Source organism: Chryseobacterium sp. 1B4 (genome assembly GCF_036631475.1).
Classification (GTDB): domain Bacteria; phylum Bacteroidota; class Bacteroidia; order Flavobacteriales; family Weeksellaceae; genus Chryseobacterium.
In genome coordinates this window covers 51,216-74,060 of sequence record NZ_JAPNUF010000005.1, presented here as the reverse complement: position 1 = coordinate 74,060, position 22,845 = coordinate 51,216, and the positions used below count along the sequence as shown (strand labels likewise).

Sequence of the window (22,845 nt, the reverse complement as noted above, 5' to 3'; positions counted from 1 at the left end):
GTTACTGTTTAAATAATTAGCAGAAGTGTACAAGCTTGACCCTTCGCCTAAGGTCTCCTGAAAGCTCAATGTATGCTGTGCGGTAGTTCCTGTCTTAAAAAGTTTTTTAAGTTATCATGGACCGTCATACTTGATCCTTCAAAGGCAGGTCCCCAAGAAGTTGTATTATCAACCCCTTGTGGATTGGGTAAACCATTACTTCCCTGGGCGAAATTATGCTGCAAATCAGGTTTCATAAAAATATTTTCAAAGCCTAAGCTTGTAGAATATGTAATTCCTAATCCTCCTTTTCTTTTACCGGTTTTGGTTGTAATCAAAATCACACCGTTTCCACCTCTGGAACCATAAAGAGCAGAAGCAGCACCACCTTTTAAAACGGAAAGGCTTTCAATGTCGTCCGGATTGATATCACTTAAACCATTACCCATATCAAGATCCGGATTCCAGAAATCGTTATTAGAGTCTTTTCCATTCTGCTTAACCTTTGCCCCTAAGCTATTACTTAACGGGACTCCATCTACCACAATAAGAGGCTGATTGTCTCCTGTAAAAGAATTAAACCCCCGGAGATTAATTTTGGAAGAAGAACCAGGTCCAAAACCTCCTTTAATAACCTGCATTCCGGCAACTTTTCCTACTAATGCATTGGTTATGTTATTTTCTTTTGCATCGACAAGGGTTTGGCCTTTCACATCCTGGAAAGAATATCCAAGTGCTTTTTTTTTTTTACCCCATAAGCTGTAACAACTACTTCATCAATCTTTGACGCTTTAGTTGAATCACTTTGTGCATACAATCCACCGAAAAAGAATAAGGATTGGAGCAGTCCAACCTTAAAAATGGTTTTTTTCATAAAAATTAGATTTGGTATATATTTAACAATATCACAAGATATTTCAACAAATAAACGTAATTCTCATTAAATTAATATACAATCATTAATTATTTATGCTAAATACATTAATAAAAGCAACCAAAGCTTGTTAATCATAACATATTAAATCATTAATATGAGTATAAAGCTTTTGATACTTAAATAATTAAGTAAAATTGAAGTTAAATGGGCTATAGTCTAAATCTGGTACTTTGTAGGAATTGAGTTAAAGAAAATAATGGATTTACTTAAACTCCTGCGGAGTGACAGTTGGATATGTTATAAATGATCATTAAGTACTCATCGTAAATCTTGAGTTGTCAGATCCCGATTAAGAATGATCAATTTACATAGTAATCTAATACTTCCGACTATGTCATTTCGCAGGAATCCAGACTTAGTTATCAGAGCTTCAGGTCCCGAAGTTGAGTGGTCAAAGGCTTTGGATGTTGAAGATTTATAATGAACTATAATTTCAAATGTAAAGTGGCTTGTTTAGACTCCTGCGGAGTGACAACGTGAAGGGAATGATAAACGGTAATAGTGACAGCAGTACATCATTTACTGATAAGAGATCAATGATGAATGATGTTACAAGACTCGGGATACGGGTTCTGTGGTATGTACGTGCTTCTGAGTTTTAATCCATACCATAAATTATAAAGTTGTAAACCGTGGGTTATAATGCTTCTGTCTCAATGGTCTTAATCCTGTTCCAATTGTGTCATTCGCAGGAATCCAGGCTTAGTAACCAGAGCTTCAGGATCCCAGAGTTGAGTGGTCATAAAGGCTTTGGATGCTTAAGATTTATAATGAACTATAATTTCAAATGTAAAATGCATTGTTTAGACTCCTGCGGAGTGACAGGGGGTAAGTGATGAGTGGTAAATGATAAACGATGAATGATAAGTTATTAATGATGGGAACCGGGGTTCGGGATACGGGTTCCGGGGTATGTGCTTCTGAGTTTTAATCCATACCATAAATTATAAAGTTATACACCGTGGGTTATAATGCTTCTGTCTTAATGGTCTTAATCCTGTTCCAATTGTGTCATTCCGCAGGAATCCAGACTTAGCTATCAGAGCTTCAGGGTCCCAGAGTTGAACAGTCAAAGGCTTTGGATGCTTAAGATTTATAATGAACTATAATTTCAAATGTAAAGTGGCTTGTTTAGACTCCTGCGGAGTGACAACGTGGAGGGAATGATAAACGGTAATAGTGACAGCAGTACATCATTACTGATAAGAGATCAATGATGTATGATGTTACAAGACTCGGGATACGGGTTCCGGGGTATGGATTTCTGGGGTTTGGGATGGAAGTAATAAAGAGTTATAAAACATGGGTTAATGCTTCTGTCTCAATGGTCTTAATCCTGTTCCAGTTGTGTCATTCCGCAGGAATCCAGACTTAGTTATCAGAGTTTCAAGGTTCCAAAGTTGAGTGGTCAAAGGCTTTGGATGTTGAAGATTTATAATGAACTATAATTTCAAATGTAAATGCATTGTTTAGACTCCTGCGGAGTGACAACGTGGGATAAACGATGAATGATGAACAATAAACGATGAATGATAAATAATGAGTGATTGGTGTATCGTTTATCATTCATCAATTATTACTGATTACTCATTACTCATAGCTTAAGCCTGTCTTGGGTATAAAGCAAAAAAATCCTTTATCGTTATGATAAAGGATTTTTAAAAATAAAATAAAAACTGGCGGCGGCCTACTCTCCCGCGTTAGCAGTACCATCGGCGCTGGTGGGCTTAACTTCTGTGTTCGGAATGGGAACAGGTGAGCCCCACCGCTAAAACCACCCTAAAGAAGGTATATAAGATATCAGAGGGGAGATCTCAGATTTCAGATTGTATGGTCTGTTATCTGATGTCTTACATCTGACATCTGTTTTAAGCGATAAAAACTTTCACAAAGACAAAACCTTTTCTGCGCATAAAGAACTTGTCTTTTTATTTTCGATACAGTAACCATAGACTATAAATCTACGGGTAATTAGTACTACTCGGCTATGACATTACTGTCTTTACACCTGTAGCCTATCAACGTCGTCATCTACAACGACCCTTAAAAGATGTCTCATCTTGAGGCGAGTTTCGCACTTATATGCTTTCAGTGCTTATCTCTTCCAAACGTAGCTACTCAGCGGTGCACCTGGCGGTACAACTGATACACCAGAGGTTTGTTCAATTCGGTCCTCTCGTACTAGAATCAAGCCCTCTCAAACATCTAACGCCCGCAATAGATAGAGACCGAACTGTCTCACGACGTTCTGAACCCAGCTCGCGTGCCACTTTAATGGGCGAACAGCCCAACCCTTGGGACCTTCTCCAGCCCCAGGATGTGACGAGCCGACATCGAGGTGCCGAACCTCCCCGTCGATGTGAGCTCTTGGGGGAGACTAGCCTGTTATCCCCGGAGTACCTTTTATCCTATGAGCGATGGCCCTTCCATACGGAACCACCGGATCACTATGTCCTGCTTTCGCACCTGATCGACTTGTAGGTCTCACAGTCAAGCACCCTTATGCCATTACACTCTACGCACGGTTACCAAGCGTGCTGAGGGTACCTTTGAAAGCCTCCGTTACTCTTTTGGAGGCGACCACCCCAGTCAAACTACCCACCACGCAATGTCCTTCCATAGGAAGTTAGGCTCCAAGTAAGTAAAGGGTGGTATTTCAACGACGGCTCCACAAACACTAGCGTGCCTGCTTCAAAGCCTCCCACCTATCCTACACATTACTTACTCAAAGTCAATACGAAGTTATAGTAAAGGTTCACAGGGTCTTTTCGTCCCATTGCGGGTAATCGGCATCTTCACCGATACTACAATTTCACCGAGCTCGTGGCTGAGACAGTGCCCAGATCGTTACACCATTCGTGCAGGTCGGAACTTACCCGACAAGGAATTTCGCTACCTTAGGACCGTTATAGTTACGGCCGCCGTTTACTGGGGCTTCAGTCAATGCCTTCGCTTACGCTAAGCACCTTCCTTAACCTTCCAGCACCGGGCAGGTGTCAGACCCTATACAGCATCTTTCGATTTAGCAGAGTCCTGTGTTTTTGATAAACAGTCGCCTGGGCCTCTTCACTGCGGCCACCATTGCTGATGGCGTCTCTTCTTCCGAAGTTACGAGACTATTTTGCCTAGTTCCTTAGCCACGACTCACTCGAGCACCTTAGGATTCTCTCCTCGACCACCTGTGTCGGTTTTGGTACGGGTTGCTTCACTTCGGCTTTTCTTGGATCAGATTACTCTACAGCAGCTTCGCCCGAAGGCTAGGCCTTGACTATTCCGTCAGTCTCCAGCAGATACATCCAACCGTCCCCTTTTATTGTGAGCAAGTCAGGGAATATTAACCCTGTGTCCATCCACTACCCCTCTCGGGTTCGCGTTAGGTCCCGACTAACCCTCAGCTGATTAGCATGGCTGAGGAAGCCTTGGTCTTTCGGTGAGCAGGTTTCTCGCCTGCTTTATCGTTACTTATGCCTACATTTTCTTTTCTATCCGCTCCACAATACCTCACAGTACTGCTTCGGCGCAAATAGAATGCTCTCCTACCAGATATAATAATTATAAATCCATAGCTTCGGTAATATGTTTATGCCCGATTATTATCCATGCCGGACCGCTCGACTAGTGAGCTGTTACGCACTCTTTAAATGAATGGCTGCTTCCAAGCCAACATCCTAGCTGTCAATGCAGTCCAACCGCGTTGTTTCAACTTAACATATATTTGGGGACCTTAGCTGTTGGTCTGGGTTCTTTCCCTCTCGGACATGGACCTTAGCACCCATGCCCTCACTGCCGACGAACATTTATTAGCATTCGGAGTTTGTCAGGAATTGGTAGGCGGTGAAACCCCCGCATCCAATCAGTAGCTCTACCTCTAATAAACTTAACATCGACGCTGCACCTAAATGCATTTCGGAGAGTACGAGCTATCTCCCAGTTTGATTGGCCTTTCACCCCTACCCACAGGTCATCCGAAGACTTTTCAACGTCAACCGGTTCGGTCCTCCACTCTGTGTTACCAGAGCTTCAACCTGCCCATGGGTAGATCACAAGGTTTCGCGTCTAATCCTACTAACTCACCGCCCTATTCAGACTCGCTTTCGCTTCGGCTCCGGTACTTAATACCTTAACCTCGCTAGTAAAATTAACTCGTAGGCTCATTATGCAAAAGGCACGCCGTCACAGCTTAATGCTGCTCCGACCGCTTGTAGGCGTACGGTTTCAGGTTCTATTTCACCCTTCTATTCGAAGTGCTTTTCACCTTTCCTTCACAGTACTTGTTCACTATCGGTCTTTCAGGAGTATTTAGCCTTGGAGGATGGTCCCCCCATATTCAGACAGGATTTCACGTGTCCCGCCCTACTCATTTATCATCAATATATACCTTTCGAATACCGGGCTATCACCGTCTTTGGCTGTTCTTTCCAGAACATTCTTCTAAATATATAAAGACTTTTGGGCTAATCCGCTTTCGCTCGCCACTACTTACGGAATCTCTTCGATTTCTTTTCCTCCGGGTACTTAGATGTTTCAGTTCTCCGGGTTTGCTCCTCTTACGAGGTGACATATCTTCAATATGCCGGGTTGCCCCATTCGGATATCTGCGGATCAATTCGTGTGTGCCAATCCCCGCAGCTTTTCGCAGCTTACCACGTCCTTCGTCGCCTCTGAAAGCCTAGGCATCCGCCATACGCCCTTAACGATTTCTTTCCTATTGGTTACTCAAGCGCTTTATGCGCTCGGTTTTCTCTTTGTGATGTCTTTACCGTTAATGTCAATGATCTTTATTTCTTTCTTTCAGCTTGATCAACAGATGTTGTTGTTGGCTCCATCCGTAACTTTTAAATCAAACTTCCAAAACTGTGGAGAATAAGGGAGTCGAACCCTTGACCTCCTGCGTGCAAGGCAGGCGCTCTAGCCAGCTGAGCTAATTCCCCCTCTAGTAGACTAAGAGACCCCAGAGGCCAGATACAAGACTTTTTAATTGTGTCTTGACTCCTGACTCTTTCATCTTCCCGTCTTTTTAATTAGTAGTCTCGGGCAGGCTCGAACTGCCGACCTCTACATTATCAGTGTAGCGCTCTAACCAGCTGAGCTACGAGACTGTCTTTTTAGACTTTTAGATCCAAGATGCTAGATACAAGACTTTCTATCGTCTTGGGTCTGGGCTCTCGGCTCTTGTATCTCTTCCCTGTACTAATTTCTAGTGGGTTTTGTATTGTTATATAGCAACCAAACAAAAAACTAAAGCTTTACTTTGAAGCAAGTACTTTGTATCTTACGATACTGATTTTGTTTAACGTCTTTTGACGCTCTAAAATGAGATGTTCCAGCCGCACCTTCCGGTACGGCTACCTTGTTACGACTTAGCCCTAGTTACCTGTTTTACCCTAGGCAGCTCCTGTTACGGTCACCGACTTCAGGTACCCCAGACTTCCATGGCTTGACGGGCGGTGTGTACAAGGCCCGGGAACGTATTCACCGCGCCATGGCTGATGCGCGATTACTAGCGATTCCAGCTTCATAGAGTCGAGTTGCAGACTCCAATCCGAACTGAGACCGGCTTTCGAGATTTGCATCACTTCGCAGTGTAGCTGCCCTCTGTACCGGCCATTGTATTACGTGTGTGGCCCAAGGCGTAAGGGCCGTGATGATTTGACGTCATCCCCACCTTCCTCTCTACTTGCGTAGGCAGTCTCACTAGAGTCCCCAACTTAATGATGGCAACTAGTGACAGGGGTTGCGCTCGTTGCAGGACTTAACCTAACACCTCACGGCACGAGCTGACGACAACCATGCAGCACCTTGAAAAATGTCCGAAGAAAAGCCTATTTCTAAGCCTGTCATTTCCCATTTAAGCCTTGGTAAGGTTCCTCGCGTATCATCGAATTAAACCACATAATCCACCGCTTGTGCGGGCCCCCGTCAATTCCTTTGAGTTTCAAACTTGCGTTCGTACTCCCCAGGTGGCTAACTTATCACTTTCGCTTAGTCTCTGAACCCGAAAGCCCAAAAACGAGTTAGCATCGTTTACGGCGTGGACTACCAGGGTATCTAATCCTGTTCGCTCCCCACGCTTTCGTCCATCAGCGTCAGTTGTTGCTTAGTAACCTGCCTTCGCAATTGGTGTTCTAAGTAATATCTATGCATTTCACCGCTACACTACTTATTCCAGCTACTTCAACAACACTCAAGACTTGCAGTATCAATGGCAGTTTCACAGTTAAGCTGTGAGATTTCACCACTGACTTACAAATCCGCCTACGGACCCTTTAAACCCAATAAATCCGGATAACGCTTGCACCCTCCGTATTACCGCGGCTGCTGGCACGGAGTTAGCCGGTGCTTATTCGTATAGTACCTTCAGCTAGATACACGTATCTAGGTTTATCCCTATACAAAAGAAGTTTACAACCCATAGGGCCGTCGTCCTTCACGCGGGATGGCTGGATCAGGCTTGCACCCATTGTCCAATATTCCTCACTGCTGCCTCCCGTAGGAGTCTGGTCCGTGTCTCAGTACCAGTGTGGGGGATCACCCTCTCAGGCCCCCTAAAGATCGCAGACTTGGTGAGCCGTTACCTCACCAACTATCTAATCTTGCGCGTGCCCATCTCTATCCACCGGAGTTTTCAATATTAAGTGATGCCACTCAATATATTATGGGGTATTAATCTCCCTTTCGAAAGGCTATCCCCCAGATAAAGGCAGGTTGCACACGTGTTCCGCACCCGTACGCCGCTCTCAAGATCCCGAAAGATCTCTACCGCTCGGCTTGCATGTGTTAGGCCTCCCGCTAGCGTTCATCCTGAGCCAGGATCAAACTCTCCATTGTATGTTTGTCTGACTCACTCAAAGTTTTTAACGCTTTAGTTTTTCCTTACTTGGTTGTTATATTGTATGTCAATGATCTTTATATCTTCCGCTTTATAACGAAGCAATCTCTCTGTCAGTGTCGCTCCGTATTTGCGAGTGCAAAAGTAAAACTTTATTTTGTAATGACCAAATGTTTTTAAAGAAAATTTTAAAGTTTTTTAAGTAACCTTAATCCTTATCCAACATCTCAATCACCCTGCTCCTGCGCTCCGATTTATTCGGACTGCAAAGATACAAACTCTTTTTTATCCCGCAACTCTTTTTACAAAAAGTTTTGAAGTTTTTTTCGTCTGTCTCTTTTCGGAGTCATATTGTCTCTGCCTATCCAAAGGCTCTTCTGCGCTTACTGATCTACTCTCGTTTTCAGTGGGGCAAAGATAGCAACTTCTTACAACGCAAAACAAGTTTATTTAACTTAAATTTTACCGTTTCGTAATATTTCAGCTTAAAGCGCTGGCAGGCAGGAAGAAAAATTTTAAACAAAAAAAATTATTTGAATAGTTATTTTTTAAGATAAATCCTAAAATAACTCTTATCATTGATTTTTATGGGTTATTCTCTTTATAAATTACGCTTAAAAATTCCGCATAAGACTTTTCCAGACCAATAATATCTCCGGATTTCAGATTCAGACCTCCCACTCCTGTATTATCTGACTTTACTTTCAAAGATGAAACCTGGAAATAAAGATTATCATCATTGGCTTTTGGCTGAACTTTTACTGTAGAGCCTAACAATTTTTTTGTTGAGATGGTATAGATTTCTCCCGGGACAACTTTTAATTTTAAAAATGTTCTTGGCGGAATGGTATAGTCTTTACGGTTGATGTTTATTTTCTGATCTTTTTCAGAGGATGCAAATATATACATCTCTCCATGCTTAGTCCCCAATTTTTCTTTAGGTGTATAATATAAAGCAACTTTATAATTGGCAGCATTGAATGGCTGAGGCGTACCGTCAACATTCTCGAAAGGTTTTAACTGAAATGTGTTGGCACCGATCTCTTTTGCTTTTTTATATACGAGAGAAAATACAAGTGCATCATCTTTTGAAAATCCCTGTACTTCTACTTCTCCTAAATAAACAGCATCTGTGGCAGTGTCCTCTTTTCTGTAAAAGAATTTATCTGAGTTGTCATTTGTTTTTTCAACTCTGGTCATATAAACATTCTGGGCGCTCCACAGCTGGATCCATAACATGGAAAAGATGATTGCAATATTCTTCATATTATCTATTATTGGTGTGCAAGTATTTCAACACATTCTTCAAGACTGTTTTCCCAATGTTTGGGTTCTATTTTGTATGTCTCTTCAATTTTATCCAAAGACATAGTGCTTCTTACAGGCCTTTTGGCCGGAGTAGGATACTGTTCGGTGGTTATGGCATTTAATTTTACCGGTGATTTTGAAAACTCAGCAATTTTTTTGGCGAATTCAAACCAGGTTGTCTCCGGGTAGTTTGAGAAGTGGAAGATTCCATAGGTTTTTTGCGGAGCCTGGATGATCTGCATAATTGCTTCTGCCAAATCGTTCGCATTGGTAGGCTGCCCAAACTGATCAGCCACGATTCCCAACTCATCTTTCTGAGAGAAAAGGATCAGCATGGTTTTCACAAAGTTCTTATTGAATTCAGAGTACAGCCATGAGGTTCTCAGAATAATCGTTTTTGGGTTGATTTCCAAAGCAAGCTCTTCGCCTTTTCTTTTTGATTCTCCATACACCCCTACCGGATTGGTAAAATCATCTTCGGAATACGGAAGATTGGTAGTACCATCAAAAACATAATCCGTAGAAACATGAATCAAAATGGATTTATATTCTGCACATGCCTGAGCAAGATGGGCTACTCCATCAGCATTTACAGCAAAAGCTTTATCTTTTTCCTTCTCTGCCAGATCCACCGCTGTATATGCAGAAGCATTGATGCAGTAATCAGGTTTGTTTTCATAAAAGAAATCGTTCACCTGTTCTTCACTGGTAACATCTAATGTAGAGGAATCGGTAAATAAGAATTCATATTGATGCTCAAAGTCAGGAGCTATCTTTTTTATGCAGTTGCCTAATTGTCCGTTGCTACCTATTACTGCTATTTTTTTCATTTGTTTATTATTAATTTCTAAATTGGAACCTTTAAGAAATAAGATTAAGAGTTTTTGGCATTCTGGCTCCTTAAGAACTTCACTCTTGACTGGAAGTCTTTCTGGATCAGATCTACATAGAATTTATCAAAAATTCCTTTGATCTCTTCAGGATGGACTTCAGATTTTCTTGTTTTGACGTTAAAATAAATAACAGTCACCCAAAGTACGGCATGGATTGTTTTTTCATCCAGGCTTTTCATCAGAATTTCGACTTTTGCCGTTCTATCCTGAACATCGATGGTTTTACTGCTGATTACTACCTGCGTATTGTATCTTACTTCTTTTAAATAGGCTATTTCATTTTGAATGGCAATCCAGGTACAGCCGGTTTTCTTGGTATATTCTTCGTAAGTGAATCCATAAAATGTTTCTACATGATCTTCTCTGGCATTGAACATATAATCCAGATATTTTACATTATTCAAATGTCCTATCGGATCGCAATCACTAAACCTAACCTTGACCGTTGTTGATACTTCTTTTTCCATTCCGCAAAAATAAAAAAACCACCTCTAAAAGAGGCGGTTGGTTTTATAAATCTTTGTTAATTTGCTGAAATTATTGAATTCCTAATTCTTTTTTTACAGCTGGAGTTGCATCCGGTCCTGCTTTATAAAGGAATGCTGTTGAGTTTGCATCCATAATATAATCGTATCCGTTAGCTTTAGCTACTTTTTCTACTGCATCATTTAATTTTTTCTCAATAGGTCCGAAAGCTACATCTTGCTTAGCCTGCAGATCTTTTTGAGCTTTTTCCTGCATTTGCTGAATTTCATCAGCTAGTTTTTTCATCTCCTCTTCTCTAGCTTTGTTTTCATCAGCTGTTTTTTTAGGAGCTTCTGTCTGATATTGCTGATATTTAGTCTGAGCTGCGTCTGCTTTTTCTTAATCTCAGCTTGTTTAGTATCTAAGAATGTTTTAAGATCAGCATCTGCTTTCTTTTTCTCCGGCATTGCGTTAAGAACTCCCATTACATCTAAAGTAGCAATTTTTTGAGCTTTTGCCATACCTACAGATACAACCATCATTACTGCTGCAAATAATACACTTAATTTTTTCATAACTGGTAAATAAATAATTTAATTTGTTTTTAGATTTTAAAATATAGCAAAAGTTAATTCTATCGTTATTTTTTGCCTTTGCTGTTTGTTTTTTCCTTCTTGTCTGTTCCTTTCAACAGAATAGACAATACTTTCTCGGTGTAATCATACTTTGACTGAAGGAAAATAACACTAATGTTATTGCTTTTATCAAGAACTATGCCCAAGCCATTTTTTTCGGACATTGTTTTGATGGCTCCCCAGATCTGATCCTGAAAAGGCTGGACCAGATTTGTTCTCAGTTTTGTAATTTCACCGTTAGCTCCAAAACGTAAGCTTGTTGTCGTTTTAATATTTTTATCAAGGTCTGTAACTTCTTTTTCCCGAAGTTTAAGCTGATCGCCTATCAATAATACTTTTTCACTTTCAAAAGCAGCTTTTTTCTTTCATATTCAGACTGAAGATTCTGAAGTTCAGACTCCCAGGTGTCGATCTGAGAATTTAATCTTGCTTCAGCTTCTTTATACTGAGGTAATTTATTCAGAATTTCGTTGGTATCCACTACTCCTATTTTCTGGGCATTGTTTAACCCGAAAAGCAAAAGTAATGCGAATGTGAAGATTATTTTAAAGTGCTTCATATCTGTAATTATAATGTTTGGTTCATCAAGAAGTGGTTTCTCCATCCGGACTTATCACCTGATAATGTCTTATCAAGACCTAATGCAAAATCAAATCCGATCAATCCAAATGCTCCCATATAAACTCTTACACCAATCCCCACTGATCTTTTCAGCTGGAACGGGCTGTAAGTACTCCATGAATTCCATACGTTACCTCCTTCAGCAAATGTTAATGCATAGATTTTTGCAGTCTGGCTCATTGAGATCGGGTATCTTAATTCCAGAGTAAATCTGTTGTAGATTGTACCTCCTCCCTTCTGAGTAATATCTTCTGCCTGGCCTCCTTCTGTAGTGGCATTTTCATAACCTCTTAAAGGAATCAATTCTCTACCATCATATCTACCCCCGAAAAGACCTGTACCTCCCATATAGAACCTTTCAAATGGCGGAGCTCCCAACTGGTTGTTGTATCCATCCATGAATCCCATTTCAGCAGAAGACCTTAAAACAAGTTTCCCAATGATCTCATTGTAAACGTCTGCTTTAAATTTGATTTTGTAGAATTCCATCCACTTGTACTTGTCAATGGCTGACATTGATGAGTAGTCTTTTTTCTTAAACAATGAGTATGGAGGAGTCAGTTTTGCTGAAAGCTCTATATTGGATCCCATTGTCGGGAAAATCGGGTCGATACCTGCTGAATTTCTGCTCAATCCTAAATTGACACTAAAGTTATTGGCGGTACCATTATATTCTGTAGTTTCACCAAACTGGAACGGATAATTGTTGAAGTCATACTTCTGGAACTGTAATCCTGTATACAATGAGAAGTAATCATCAGGCCAGTTCAATAATCTGTTCAATCCTGCTGAAGCAGAGAAAATATTCAATTTTTGGGCACTTCCATATTGATCTGTATATCTTACTCTGGAGTTGTTCAAACTTACAGAAAGGGCTGTTGCTCTTGTACCAAATAACCAAGGCTCTGTGAATGATATTCCATAGTTCTGGAAGTATTGGCCGGCCTGCACCTGAATAGAGAATGTTTGCCCATCTCCCTGTGGTACCGGTTTGAAATCTTTAAATTTAAGGAAGTTCTTTAATGAGAAGTTATTAAATGTCAATCCTAAAGTTCCGATAAAGCTGTTACCACCGTAACCTGCCTGCAGCTGAACCTGAGAAGATCCTTTTTCTACAAGCTTCCAGTTTATATCAACAGTATTATCCACCTGGTTTGGCTGAATATCCTGACCGATCTGCTGAGGGTCAAAGAATGACATCCCTGCCAAATCGAAATACGTTCTCTTAATTTCTGTTTTCTTGAAAAGCTCTCCGGGTTTTGTTCTTAGTGCTCTAAGAATCACGTGGTCATGGGTTGTGGTATTCCCCTGCCATGTTACTTTGTTCCATGTAGCCTGCTCTCCTTCATTAATTCTTACTTCAAGGTTTACCGCATCTCCTGACACTGATTTTTCAACAGGGGTTACATTAGAGAAAAGGTAACCGTTATTCATGTAAACAGATTTGATATCTGAATCATCTTCTTTACCTCCGTCTTCTCCAACTTTTTTGTTGAATCCTACTGCATCGTAAATATCCCCTTTCTTATATCCTAATAATCTTTGTAAGTATTCTGTAGAATATACCGTATTACCCGTGAACGTAACGTCTCCAATGTAATATTTTTTACCCTCATTAAGTTTTACATTGATTTCGTAGTTATTTCTTTTGTTTCTCCATACTGAGTCTGAAACGATTTTCGCGTCTCTATACCCCAGAGAGTTATAATAACTGATAAGATTCTGTTTATCTTCCTGATATTTATCTTCAATGAATTTTGAGGATTTTAAAATACCTCCGATCCCGAAACGCTTTTGTTTAGTTTCTTTGAAAGCTTTGTTTCTAAGTTTTCTGTCGGTTACATTTTCGTTTCCTTCAAATTCAATATGGTCAATTTTAATTCTTTTACCCTTATCTACATTGATCGTCCAGTCTACCAAAGCAGGGTCTCCTGCATTTACTTTATCCTGAATCGTGATTTTGGCATCTGCAAAACCTTTTTTAATATAGTCTTTAGGGACATTGGTTTTAAGGCTTGAAACCAGGTTCTGAGTAATTTTGGTTCCCGGTTTAAGGTTATTATCCTTCGCCAGCTTTTCGCTTTTAGATTTACCGATTCCTTTCCCTGCAAATTTCACTTCTCCGAGTTCTTTCAGATCCTGTAGGTAAAATTTCAGGACGATAGTCTGTCCTTCAATGCTTTGAACATAAACTTCCACTTCAGAAAAAGATTGGGTATCCCAAAGTTTTTTTACAGCGTTGCTGATTTTCTGTCCCGGAATGTCTACACTTTCTCCTTTAGTAAGGCCCGTGAATCTCAAGATCTGAGCTGGTGTATATTTTTTTACCCCATCTACAACGATGTCTTTAAGTGTATAGGTTCCTGCCTCATTTTCTGCATGTACAGCATTATTTACTTTTGTGCTGTCTTGTGGAGTTACTTGTCCATAAAAATGTGCAGAAGCAGCAAACATAATGATGGGTAATAGTCTAAACTTCATTTTATCGAGTCTTTCTTTTCTTAAAATTTTATTGGCCTTTTACTTGCTCACCGGTTAAACCGTATCTTCTTTCTTTGTTTTGATAATCTACAATACATTGGAAGAAAATATCTTTGGTGAAGTCCGGCCACAGAACATTTAAAAACTGTAATTCTGCATAAGCAATCTGCCAAAGCAGGAAGTTGCTTATCCTTATTTCACCGCTGGTTCTGATCAGTAAATCTACAGGAGGAAAATCTTTTGTGTACAGATAGCTTTCGAATAAACTTTCGTTTATATTTTCTATCTCAACTTTTCCTTCTTTTACATCAGAGCTTATATTTTTTACGGCTTCCAGTATTTCATTTTGTGAGCCATAGCTTATAGCCAATACAAGGTTTCCTTTTGTGTTTTCTTTTGTGAGTTCTACCACACGTTCCAACTGCTCTCTTACCAATGGAGGCAGCTTGTCCAGATTTCCTATAACATGCATCCTTAAGCCTTTGCTGAAAATCTCTTCTGCTTCAAGCAGTAAGGTTTCTACCAACAGGTTCATAAGGGTATTCACTTCTTCAGCCGGACGACTCCAGTTTTCTGATGAGAAGGTATACAATGTTAAATAGGGGATATTGATCTCATTACAGGCATTAATGGCATTTCTTACAGCATTAATGGCATTTTTGTGGCCGAAAGTTCTTTCTTCGCCACGAGATTTTGCCCATCTTCCATTACCATCCATAATGATGGCTACGTGTTTCGGTAAATTCTCAGAATTTATTTTATCTTTAATCAACGACATATTATTCACAATAACATGGAGGTCTTCCGAATGAATAAGTAAGTCCTAAGCTGAACGTATTTATCCAATCATTAGATCTGGTATCTCCAATATTTCTCTTTTTAATAAACTCTGCTTCTCTTTCTTTAGAAACTGCATAGTAATTTCCTGACTGTAATAATGAACCTCCCGTAGCAGGGTCCAGAATATCAGCATTAAAAGAACTTTTTACATCTTTGGAAAGGATTTTACTGTAATCCAGCTGATCCGTCAATGTATATCTGAATGTAGCTTCTGCAAATACAGCCCATGAGTGGTTGAATTTATACTTCAAACCTACACCAAAAGGGATATGCATGGTTACTTTTTTCCCTAATGAATAATTGGTTGTAGTGGTAAAATCCAATTCATTGATCGGAGCCTGTGCCACACCATCCGCATCTCTTCTGAAATCATTCACAAGAGTAGCCTTGGGAGCATCAAACATCAAAGCTCCTACCCCTCCAAAGATGTAAGGGCTTAACATGCTGATCTGCTCATTATTAACAGGAAAAAAGTTATATTCAAACATTAAACTCGCCTCATACACGTTATTTTTTCCGTATGAGTTTCTATTTCTTCTATAATCTTCTTTTGCCGCTTTATCACTAAACTGGATCTGGTTATATCCTAAATCCAATCTAACAGTCTGATGCGGGTTAAAATTAAATCTATATAATAAACCACCATAAAACGGGACACCCCAATCTGACGTTCTGCTTAAATCCAACGGCTTTTGTAAAATATAATTTGTCCTTCCTACATCTCCCACTAGGTTACTCATACCTAGACGAACTCCCAATTCGTTTCTTTGTGCTTTAACACCTACCACTCCAAGGAAGGCAAGGAAGCTAAACAATAATTTTTTATTCATAAAAGAATATGGATTTATGGTTATTTTAAAATTTAATTTTTGCAAATATAAAACATTTTTATATTAATGATAATCTTAATGTTTAGTTAAAAATAAACAAAAAAACATAATTTGTTATAAAGTAAACGGCAAAGTGGCAAAAATATTCTTTTTTCATAGAATGAAAATACCGTATATATGAAAAAACCCCATTAAATGAGGGTTTAATGCTTTATTTTTTATTAAATAATACCTGTACTCTATTTCTGATTCTTATCAATAACGGCTCTTTATAATTTTTATCTTCATCAAAATAGCCATAACCGTAACCATATCCGTAGCCATAACCATATCCGTAGCCATACCCCTGTTTCGTATTGTAGTCGTTATAAACAAGTCCCAAATTATCAATTTCATTATTGTGATACTTTTCGGTAATCATTTTCAGCATATACTTTTCTGTGTATTCATGGCGCACAACATAGAGGTTTGCATCAGAATACTTCATCAGTTCATATGAATCTGCCACTAATCCTACCGGAGGTGAATCTATTATAATGAAATCGTATTTTTCTTTAAGTTCTTCTATAAATTTGATATTTCTCTGGCTCATTAAAAGCTCAGATGGATTTGGAGGGATAGGTCCTGAAGTGGCAACATCAAGATTAGGAATTCTCGTTTTATTGATAATCTGATCTATTCCTACTTCTCCGGTCAGGTAGTTTGAGATACCATATTTATTATCAATCTTAAAATCACCAAAGATTTTTGGTTTTCTAAGGTCCATACCCAACAGGATTGTTTTTTTATCACTTAATCCTATAACAGACGCCAAATTGATAGAAATATAGGTTTTTCCTTCTCCTCCAATGGATGATGTGATCAAAATAACTTTTCCTTTTTTATTTTCATTATCCATCAGGAATCTCATATTTGCTCTTATTCCCCTGAAGGCTTCTGAAACAGATGATTTTGGCTGATCCAGCACGGTAAGCATATTTTCATTGCTGTTATTCCCGATCACTCCAAGAAGCGGGATTTTGGTAGCACTCAGAAGTTCTTTGATATTTCTGATTTTATTATCAAACGCTTCACCAATAAAGATAAACAATAACGGAAGCAGCAGCATTCCTGAGATAATAGCTGTCTTAGCCAGCTTTACATTAGGTCCGATAGGCCTCTGTCCCAGATTTTTAGCAGGGTCAATCACTGTAATATCGGATTGATTGGTAGCCATTCTCATCTGAGTATCACTCTGTCTGCCCAGTAAGCTGTTGTATGTGGCCTCAATCATATTATATCCTCTCTCTGCATCGAGATATTTTCTTTCTTTTTCAGGATAAGAAGCTAAATCTGAGTTGGCTCCTGAAATCTCACGGTCAATTTTATTAATTTCGTCGTAATATCTGTTATAATAGCCTCTTAAACTATTGGATGAGCCCATTCTTGCTTCATCAATCAGTCTGTTGATTTCTCTCATAGGCTCTGATGAAGGCTTATAAATGGTAGCCATTTCCGCTTTTGGCATATAAAGCTTTAAGCTCTGAAACCGTTGCGGAGAATATTCCATCTTCAAAACCGGCAGCATTGGTTCCAATCATTTTATCAAAATTCTGAGACTGCAGTGTGTTCTTGATATTGTTCAGGGAATTGATTTTGCTTATAATATCTGCTTTCTTAGCTTCCAGCTCTTTTATTTTTTCAAGAGATTTTTCATCCCTGTCCTTAATATTATAAAGCTTTTCTGAAGTTTTCAAATAATTCAGCACATTCGCACTTGAATCAAGTTTTTTACGAATGTTGGCAAGATTTTCTTTTAAAAAGATATCTGTATTCTTATTGACAACATTTTTGTCAGCCAATCTCTTTTTTGTAGTTCTGCAACAGACTTATTAAGGAAATTAACTGTACTGTTAAGGTTATACCCTTGTTTAGTAATAATCATGATAGACCTGATTTCTTTATCAAAATCCACTCCTGTAGTAGAGATAATCTCATTCACACTCTCATTTACTGAGTTCAAACTTACAATGATATTGTCCAGTTGAATTTTAGTAGGAACAGGATTTTGGAGCAGCCTGAATCTCAGGTTAGGAGCATTGTACCACTCATTGACTTTAATAATTTTATCAGCCGGCCTGCTATAAGAGTTGATACTCTGAAAGCCTTCAACTTCATAATTATATAAATTGGTAGATTCTCCTTCTTCCGGTAAAACCACCTGATATGCCCCATTACCTTTTGGTATCAGGGTAATAGGATAATTGATCTGCTGAAGGTGTTTTTTATCAATCTGAAGAAAAACAGGTGAATCATTTTTATCCAGATAGGTAGATTTTATAAGTCCCTTTGTAGAATAGTTTACAAAAAGGTCTAGTTCTTTTACCAGAAATTCGTTATGTGTTCTGGATAAAAGCATTTTCTTCAGATAAAGACCATCCTGATTTCCGGTGTCTCCCCAAATAAAATTGATGGATTGGTTAGACTGTGTTGGTAGGAACTCAGAACCTTTACTGGAAGTACTTAAAGACAAATCAGATGCATAAATGTTCTGTGCATAGTATTTACTGTAAATCCATGCAATGGCATAGCCGATAAAAAACATGAGTACAAACCAGTACCAGTTTTTAAGGATTCTTCTTAAAAAGTGCTCTAAATCAAATAATGCAAACGACCCATACTTTTCTTTCTGAGAATTGCTCTTCTCTGCAGCGGTTACTCTTTCTGGAATCATGGCTAAAGATTTTTAAGAAGTAAATAAATAGACAATGCTGTAGTAATTACCGAAACTCCCGTAGTTAAAGTCTGAATAGGATCTTTTCCGAATCCATTCAAGCTTTTTGCTCTTGTGTTCAGATAGATTTCATCTCCGTTCTGTACATAATAGAAAGGAGAGTTCATAAGATCTTCACGGGTAAGGTCTATTTTAGCAATTTTGATTCCTTCCGGAAGTTTTCTGTGAATAACGATTTCTTTTCTGTCTATCGTTCTGTTCAGCCCGCCATTAATGGCTAAAGCTTCGGTAATGGTTAGTGTGTTTTTGTGAACTACTTTTTCTCCTGAAAGACCGGTAGTTTCCACATCACCAAGGATATAAAACGTAATACCATCTGTATTCAGACGTACTTCAGATTTACCTTCCTGGAAATTTTCATTTACTTTTTCCTGAATTTCTTTAGTAATATCATCTAATGTTCTTCCTTCGGCTTTTACATATCCGATACCAAAAACATTGATTTCACCATTGGCGTCAACTTTCAGACCATTGAAATAAAAATTTATATTCCCGCCTCTGCTTCCTCCGCCATTTCCGCTCACTCCTGTTGCACTACCTCCAGTTATTGCAGGGCTGGCTGCACCTCCACCTCCAATACCTCCGGAGGTATTGTAAGAGGAGTAAAATTGTGCGGCATCTCCTTTGGGAGTGGTCACAATATTAAGGTTAAGTATATCGTTTTTGGTAATCCTGTACACAGGGATGTTGTAGGGAACAAGACCTTCTTCATTAATTACAAGACTCTCACTCGGCTGCAAGTATCTTACATCCTTTGTGGTAATACATGAGGTAACTAAAAGAGGGAATATTAAAAATAAATATTTAAAGTTTTTCATCATATATAATATTATTTACAAAAGTAATATTTAATTGTTAATTTTTGTTATTTCTCAGTCGATATAGCAAATCCGGCAGATAAGCGCCCAAAAAGCCCAGTGAAAGCACTACCAATAATAAAATATTGACATTAATGTGTCTCAGATAATACGCTACGGCAACAATCATCAGATAGTAAAGAATAATATAAAAAGTAGACCTTCTGTGGGTAAGATTCAGCTTCAGCAGCTTATGGTGAATATGGTTTTTATCAGCATCAAACGGTGATTTTTTGTTGTAAAGCCTGATCATAATCACATTTAATGTATCTACAATCGGAAGGATGAGAATGGCAACTGCAACCACCGGAGCAGACTGAAGGTGATACCTTGGTACATCCACCAGATTTTTATCGATGAAAATATCTATAAAACAAATAGAGGTAAAGGCCAGCAAAAAGCCAAGCAGCATAGATCCGGTGTCACCCATAAATATTTTACGGGTCCGGTAATTTGACAAATTATAGTATAAAAATGCCAGTACAGTCCCGATAATAACAACAGACAGCACTACCAGCGGATAATTATATTCTCCTAAACGGTAGTAGCTTATTCCAAACAAAGCGCTGCAGATGACAGAATATCCGCCTGCCAGGCCGTCTATCCCGTCAATCAGGTTGAAAGCATTAATCAGGATAATAAACGTTATGATACTGAAGATCACACTTACAAAATATTCCAGCTCATACACTCCCAATATCCCAAATAAGCTTCTAATTCTGATATCTGATCCGATAACGATCAATGCAGATACAACAATCTGCGCTACAAGCTTTTTATAAGCCCTCATAACCACAATATCATCCATTACTCCGACATAAAGCAGAATAATTAGTGAGGCAAACAAAAACTTATAGAGATCAAATAACTCATAAGCAAAAATGGAAGCACAGATTCCTATGGAATAAAAAATGGCGATTCCTCCCAGATTGGGAATCTCTCTAAGATGCGAACTTCTTATTCCAGGCTCATCCATCAGGTTTTTTCTTCTGGAGATCTTGACAATGGTAGGAATAGAGAAAAATGTAATTAAAAAGGAGAAAACGAAACCCAGCCCTATTTTTACGTAGAAAATAGGTATTCCCGATCCGCTTAAGAACAATTCAAAGTTTTTCATTCTTTTCTTATTCAGCACTTGCATTTCTTCAATAAAACTTATAATGCAGGACTTATAAGGTCTTCATTATCATTTCTACTGGGCGAAATAACAGTACTTACATTTGTGTTTACTAAATTAATTTTCTTATCAACCTTTTCTGTCCGGCAAAAAATAACAGATAAAAAATCTTTTTCTTCAACGGCAAAGATAAAAGATAATTCTTACCAAAACGACTATACTTCAATATATCTTGAATTTTTATTTGTCTTTCCTTCATAAAAAGAGCCAATTGATCAGACATATTATAAAATATCCCTTCTTCTTTCACAAACGCCAGATAGGCCAGAAACGAATAAACCCCTTCAAAAATCTGAAAATTTTTCAATTCTTCTTTTTATGGGAATATGGGGATTCTCTGAATACCTTTTCTACGTCGGAGACTGCTTTAAGCATGTCAAGCCCTTTTTCCGTATGGGTTTTTGTAATGGAATCGGTACGTTCAAGGTACTGATAATGGAAATTCTGGGTTTGTGCTATGGTTTCACATTCCAGCAAAAGTTGCGGAATAAGCTGGATGTCTTCAAAATGAACGCCTTTTTTAAATCTTTTCTGTTTAAAAAGTTCTTTTTTGAACAGCTTGTTGCATGCAAAATAACTGATATCTGCAAATACTGAAAAGTTCTCTTCAAGAGCTATCTTTTCAGGCATATTGGGAAGCTGAGTGAGCTTTTGGACAACCTTGCCGTTCTCATCCACTTTCTGGATATTTGCGATCACCATTTTAGCATTATGCTTTTCTGCTAAAAGAAGCATTTCCTCAAACATAGTTTCAGTAACATAATCATCACTGTCTACAAAACCTATGTAATCACCTGTTGCTCTGTCGATCCCGAAATTACGGGCATCGCTTAAACCTCCGTTTTCCTTGGCATACGCTTTTATTTTCTCCGGATACTTTTGCGCATATCCTTCAATAATTTTTTCAGAGTTATCCTTACTTCCATCGTTCACTACAATAATTTCAATATCCGGAAGGCTCTGCTTCACCAGAGAGTCAAGACATTTTGTCAAATAATTTTCGACATTGTAAACGGGAACGATAATGGATACTCTTGAGGGAACATTTGTCATACATTAAATTTTCGTCAGTCTTGCATTCAGCCATCCTTTTTTAGCTTCATCAAAATCTTTTCTGGAACAGGGAATACAGTTTTCTATATTTTCATCATCACCAAAATACCATAAATTACTGAAAGTATCACGCTTGAATGCATATTGCCTGTCATCTATCAACACATAGAACAGCTCATAGTTCCTTTCTTTCGGATGGGAATGCTGGATATTGATCCCTTCAATCAGATACCATAACATTTGTGCTAAAAGCTGGTGATTCAGCTGGTTTTCCGAATAAATATTATAATTAAAAATTCCTACGGACTTCAGATTTTCACTCAATCCTATTTCTTTCATGTAGGCGCAGATTTCCCTTCTGTTCAATCCATTTACCTGCGGATTCATTGAGAAAGGTTCGCTAAAGCTTTCGATAGCGTCACAGTTTACAGTTACCAGATCTGCTTTTCTGAAGAAAGGCTCTGTCTTTTCTGTGGAATTCATCATTTCAGCCAGTCTGATAATATCAAATTCTACTTCTTTGATCAGCCTTACGGAATCCATTTCGTTCAGATGTTTCTGATAACCTAAGTGATGATAATTTTTAATGGAGAAATTTTTGGCTCCGAAAATTTTGCTTAAAAAGTATGCTCATTGATCGCTTCTCCCTGCTGAAGGGAAATGATGTTGCTGATCTGGGTATAATTGATACTTTTCTTGTGAAAATTCAATGCTGAAAATAGTGAAAAGGCAAAATCGTTGGACCCACCGATAATCACCGGAATAGCTCTTTTATAATGACATGCCGACAGAACTTCCTGTAAGATGTAATGGGTATCCTGAACAGACTTCCCGGATACCAGATCTCCAAGATCTACCACAGGAATTTCGAAATCCATCTGTGAAAGCTTATAAAATTCTTTTCTCACAGCCGTAAAATCCTGAACCTCAGCATCACCTCCGGCACCTCTGTAATCTGACACAAACAGAAGAACAATACTGTCTTCTCTGATATCTTTAGTAATCCGACTTCCTATCTGCCAGCTTTCGGTTTTGAAATTTCTTGGTGAAATGATAAAGTCTTCGAAATCCATATTTTAATTTGAATGTAATAATTGATTAATTGCTTGATGAAACAAACATACAAAAAACATAGAAACTGAGTAAGACATGGATGCTTTTGTTCAT

Annotated in this window: 13 protein-coding genes, 2 tRNA genes, 3 rRNA genes and 4 pseudogenes; all 22 read right to left on the bottom strand. The window is 38.7% G+C overall.

Going from position 1 to position 22,845, the window contains the following annotated elements; all coding sequences use genetic code 11:
- Positions 1-65 precede the first annotated feature (65 nt).
- The gene (locus tag OWR28_RS03975; RefSeq protein WP_332385572.1) at positions 66-692 is read right to left on the bottom strand and encodes a TonB-dependent receptor plug domain-containing protein; all 627 of its coding nucleotides are present in this window, start codon (positions 690-692) and stop codon (positions 66-68) included.
- On the bottom strand, positions 689-853 hold the full coding sequence (locus OWR28_RS03970; protein WP_332385570.1) for a hypothetical protein: 165 nt from the start codon (positions 851-853) through the stop codon (positions 689-691). Before OWR28_RS03970 ends, OWR28_RS03975 begins: the two co-directional genes overlap by 4 nt.
- 1,737 nt (positions 854-2,590) lie before the next feature.
- Positions 2,591-2,698: ribosomal RNA gene (rrf, locus tag OWR28_RS03965) — 5S ribosomal RNA — on the bottom strand.
- A 169-nt stretch (positions 2,699-2,867) separates the two neighbouring features.
- A 23S ribosomal RNA gene (locus OWR28_RS03960) occupies positions 2,868-5,620 on the bottom strand.
- A 153-nt stretch (positions 5,621-5,773) separates the two neighbouring features.
- Positions 5,774-5,847, bottom strand: a tRNA-Ala gene (locus OWR28_RS03955).
- Positions 5,848-5,941: 94 nt separating this feature from the next.
- Positions 5,942-6,015, bottom strand: a tRNA-Ile gene (locus OWR28_RS03950).
- Between the two features lie 212 nt (positions 6,016-6,227).
- A 16S ribosomal RNA gene (locus OWR28_RS03945) occupies positions 6,228-7,744 on the bottom strand.
- Together the 16S, 23S and 5S rRNA genes with 2 tRNA genes alongside form the textbook arrangement of a ribosomal RNA operon.
- Positions 7,745-8,330: 586 nt before the next feature.
- Positions 8,331-9,011, bottom strand: a complete 681-nt coding sequence (locus tag OWR28_RS03940) for a hypothetical protein (RefSeq protein ID WP_332385569.1) — start codon at positions 9,009-9,011, stop codon at positions 8,331-8,333.
- An 8-nt stretch (positions 9,012-9,019) separates the two neighbouring features.
- Positions 9,020-9,898: a dTDP-4-dehydrorhamnose reductase gene (gene rfbD / locus OWR28_RS03935; RefSeq protein WP_332385816.1), complete on the bottom strand. Its 879-nt coding sequence runs from the start codon at positions 9,896-9,898 to the stop codon at positions 9,020-9,022.
- A 29-nt stretch (positions 9,899-9,927) separates the two neighbouring features.
- The gene (locus OWR28_RS03930) at positions 9,928-10,413 is read right to left on the bottom strand and encodes an acyl-CoA thioesterase (protein WP_002983678.1); all 486 of its coding nucleotides are present in this window, start codon (positions 10,411-10,413) and stop codon (positions 9,928-9,930) included.
- 70 nt (positions 10,414-10,483) lie between these two features.
- Positions 10,484-10,747 (bottom strand): annotated as a pseudogene (locus tag OWR28_RS03925) (OmpH/Skp family outer membrane protein); the annotation flags it as partial.
- On the bottom strand, positions 10,714-10,986 hold the full coding sequence (locus tag OWR28_RS03920; protein WP_332385568.1) for a hypothetical protein: 273 nt from the start codon (positions 10,984-10,986) through the stop codon (positions 10,714-10,716). The gene OWR28_RS03920 and the pseudogene OWR28_RS03925, both read right to left, overlap by 34 nt.
- A gap of 65 nt (positions 10,987-11,051) precedes the next feature.
- A pseudogene (locus OWR28_RS03915) lies at positions 11,052-11,605 on the bottom strand (OmpH/Skp family outer membrane protein).
- Positions 11,606-11,613: 8 nt separating this feature from the next.
- Positions 11,614-14,148 carry an outer membrane protein assembly factor BamA gene (bamA, locus tag OWR28_RS03910; protein ID WP_332385567.1) on the bottom strand — a complete coding sequence of 845 codons (2,535 nt, stop codon included), beginning with the start codon at positions 14,146-14,148 and terminating at the stop codon, positions 11,614-11,616.
- Between the two features lie 28 nt (positions 14,149-14,176).
- A complete protein-coding gene (gene uppS, locus OWR28_RS03905) occupies positions 14,177-14,926 on the bottom strand; it encodes an undecaprenyl pyrophosphate synthase (protein ID WP_041462081.1) in 750 nt (249 codons plus the stop codon).
- A gap of 1 nt (position 14,927) precedes the next feature.
- Positions 14,928-15,818, bottom strand: a complete 891-nt coding sequence (porG, locus tag OWR28_RS03900) for a type IX secretion system protein PorG (protein WP_332385566.1) — start codon at positions 15,816-15,818, stop codon at positions 14,928-14,930.
- 211 nt (positions 15,819-16,029) lie between these two features.
- A pseudogene (locus tag OWR28_RS03895) lies at positions 16,030-18,531 on the bottom strand (polysaccharide biosynthesis tyrosine autokinase).
- Positions 18,532-18,533: 2 nt separating this feature from the next.
- Entirely contained in the window at positions 18,534-19,412 is an 879-nt protein-coding gene (locus OWR28_RS03890) for a polysaccharide biosynthesis/export family protein (protein WP_332385565.1), read from the bottom strand.
- Positions 19,413-19,446: 34 nt separating this feature from the next.
- Positions 19,447-20,565 carry a glycosyltransferase family 4 protein gene (locus OWR28_RS03885; protein WP_332385564.1) on the bottom strand — a complete coding sequence of 373 codons (1,119 nt, stop codon included), beginning with the start codon at positions 20,563-20,565 and terminating at the stop codon, positions 19,447-19,449.
- Positions 20,566-20,677: 112 nt separating this feature from the next.
- Positions 20,678-21,678: pseudogene (locus tag OWR28_RS03880) on the bottom strand (glycosyltransferase family 2 protein).
- 3 nt (positions 21,679-21,681) lie between these two features.
- Positions 21,682-22,221: a hypothetical protein gene (locus OWR28_RS03875; protein ID WP_332385563.1), complete on the bottom strand. Its 540-nt coding sequence runs from the start codon at positions 22,219-22,221 to the stop codon at positions 21,682-21,684.
- Between the two features lie 74 nt (positions 22,222-22,295).
- Complete coding sequence (locus tag OWR28_RS03870; protein WP_332385562.1) at positions 22,296-22,751, bottom strand: hypothetical protein; 456 nt, start codon at positions 22,749-22,751, stop codon at positions 22,296-22,298.
- Between the last annotated feature and the right edge of the window lie 94 nt (positions 22,752-22,845).

Excerpts from the sequence above, each read along its gene's own strand:
- OWR28_RS03970 (WP_332385570.1), bottom strand. The coding sequence starts at position 853 with ATGAAAAAAACCATTTTTAAGGTTGGACTGCTCCAATCCTTATTCTTT.
- OWR28_RS03940 (WP_332385569.1), bottom strand. The coding sequence starts at position 9,011 with ATGAAGAATATTGCAATCATCTTTTCCATGTTATGGATCCAGCTGTGG.
- OWR28_RS03930 (WP_002983678.1), bottom strand. The coding sequence starts at position 10,413 with ATGGAAAAAGAAGTATCAACAACGGTCAAGGTTAGGTTTAGTGATTGC.
- OWR28_RS03920 (WP_332385568.1), bottom strand. The coding sequence starts at position 10,986 with ATGAAAAAATTAAGTGTATTATTTGCAGCAGTAATGATGGTTGTATCT.
- bamA (WP_332385567.1), bottom strand. The coding sequence starts at position 14,148 with ATGAAGTTTAGACTATTACCCATCATTATGTTTGCTGCTTCTGCACAT.
- uppS (WP_041462081.1), bottom strand. The coding sequence starts at position 14,926 with ATGTCGTTGATTAAAGATAAAATAAATTCTGAGAATTTACCGAAACAC.
- porG (WP_332385566.1), bottom strand. The coding sequence starts at position 15,818 with ATGAATAAAAAATTATTGTTTAGCTTCCTTGCCTTCCTTGGAGTGGTA.
- OWR28_RS03890 (WP_332385565.1), bottom strand. The coding sequence starts at position 19,412 with ATGATGAAAAACTTTAAATATTTATTTTTAATATTCCCTCTTTTAGTT.
- OWR28_RS03885 (WP_332385564.1), bottom strand. The coding sequence starts at position 20,565 with ATGAAAAACTTTGAATTGTTCTTAAGCGGATCGGGAATACCTATTTTC.
- OWR28_RS03875 (WP_332385563.1), bottom strand. The coding sequence starts at position 22,221 with ATGGATTCCGTAAGGCTGATCAAAGAAGTAGAATTTGATATTATCAGA.
- OWR28_RS03870 (WP_332385562.1), bottom strand. The coding sequence starts at position 22,751 with ATGGATTTCGAAGACTTTATCATTTCACCAAGAAATTTCAAAACCGAA.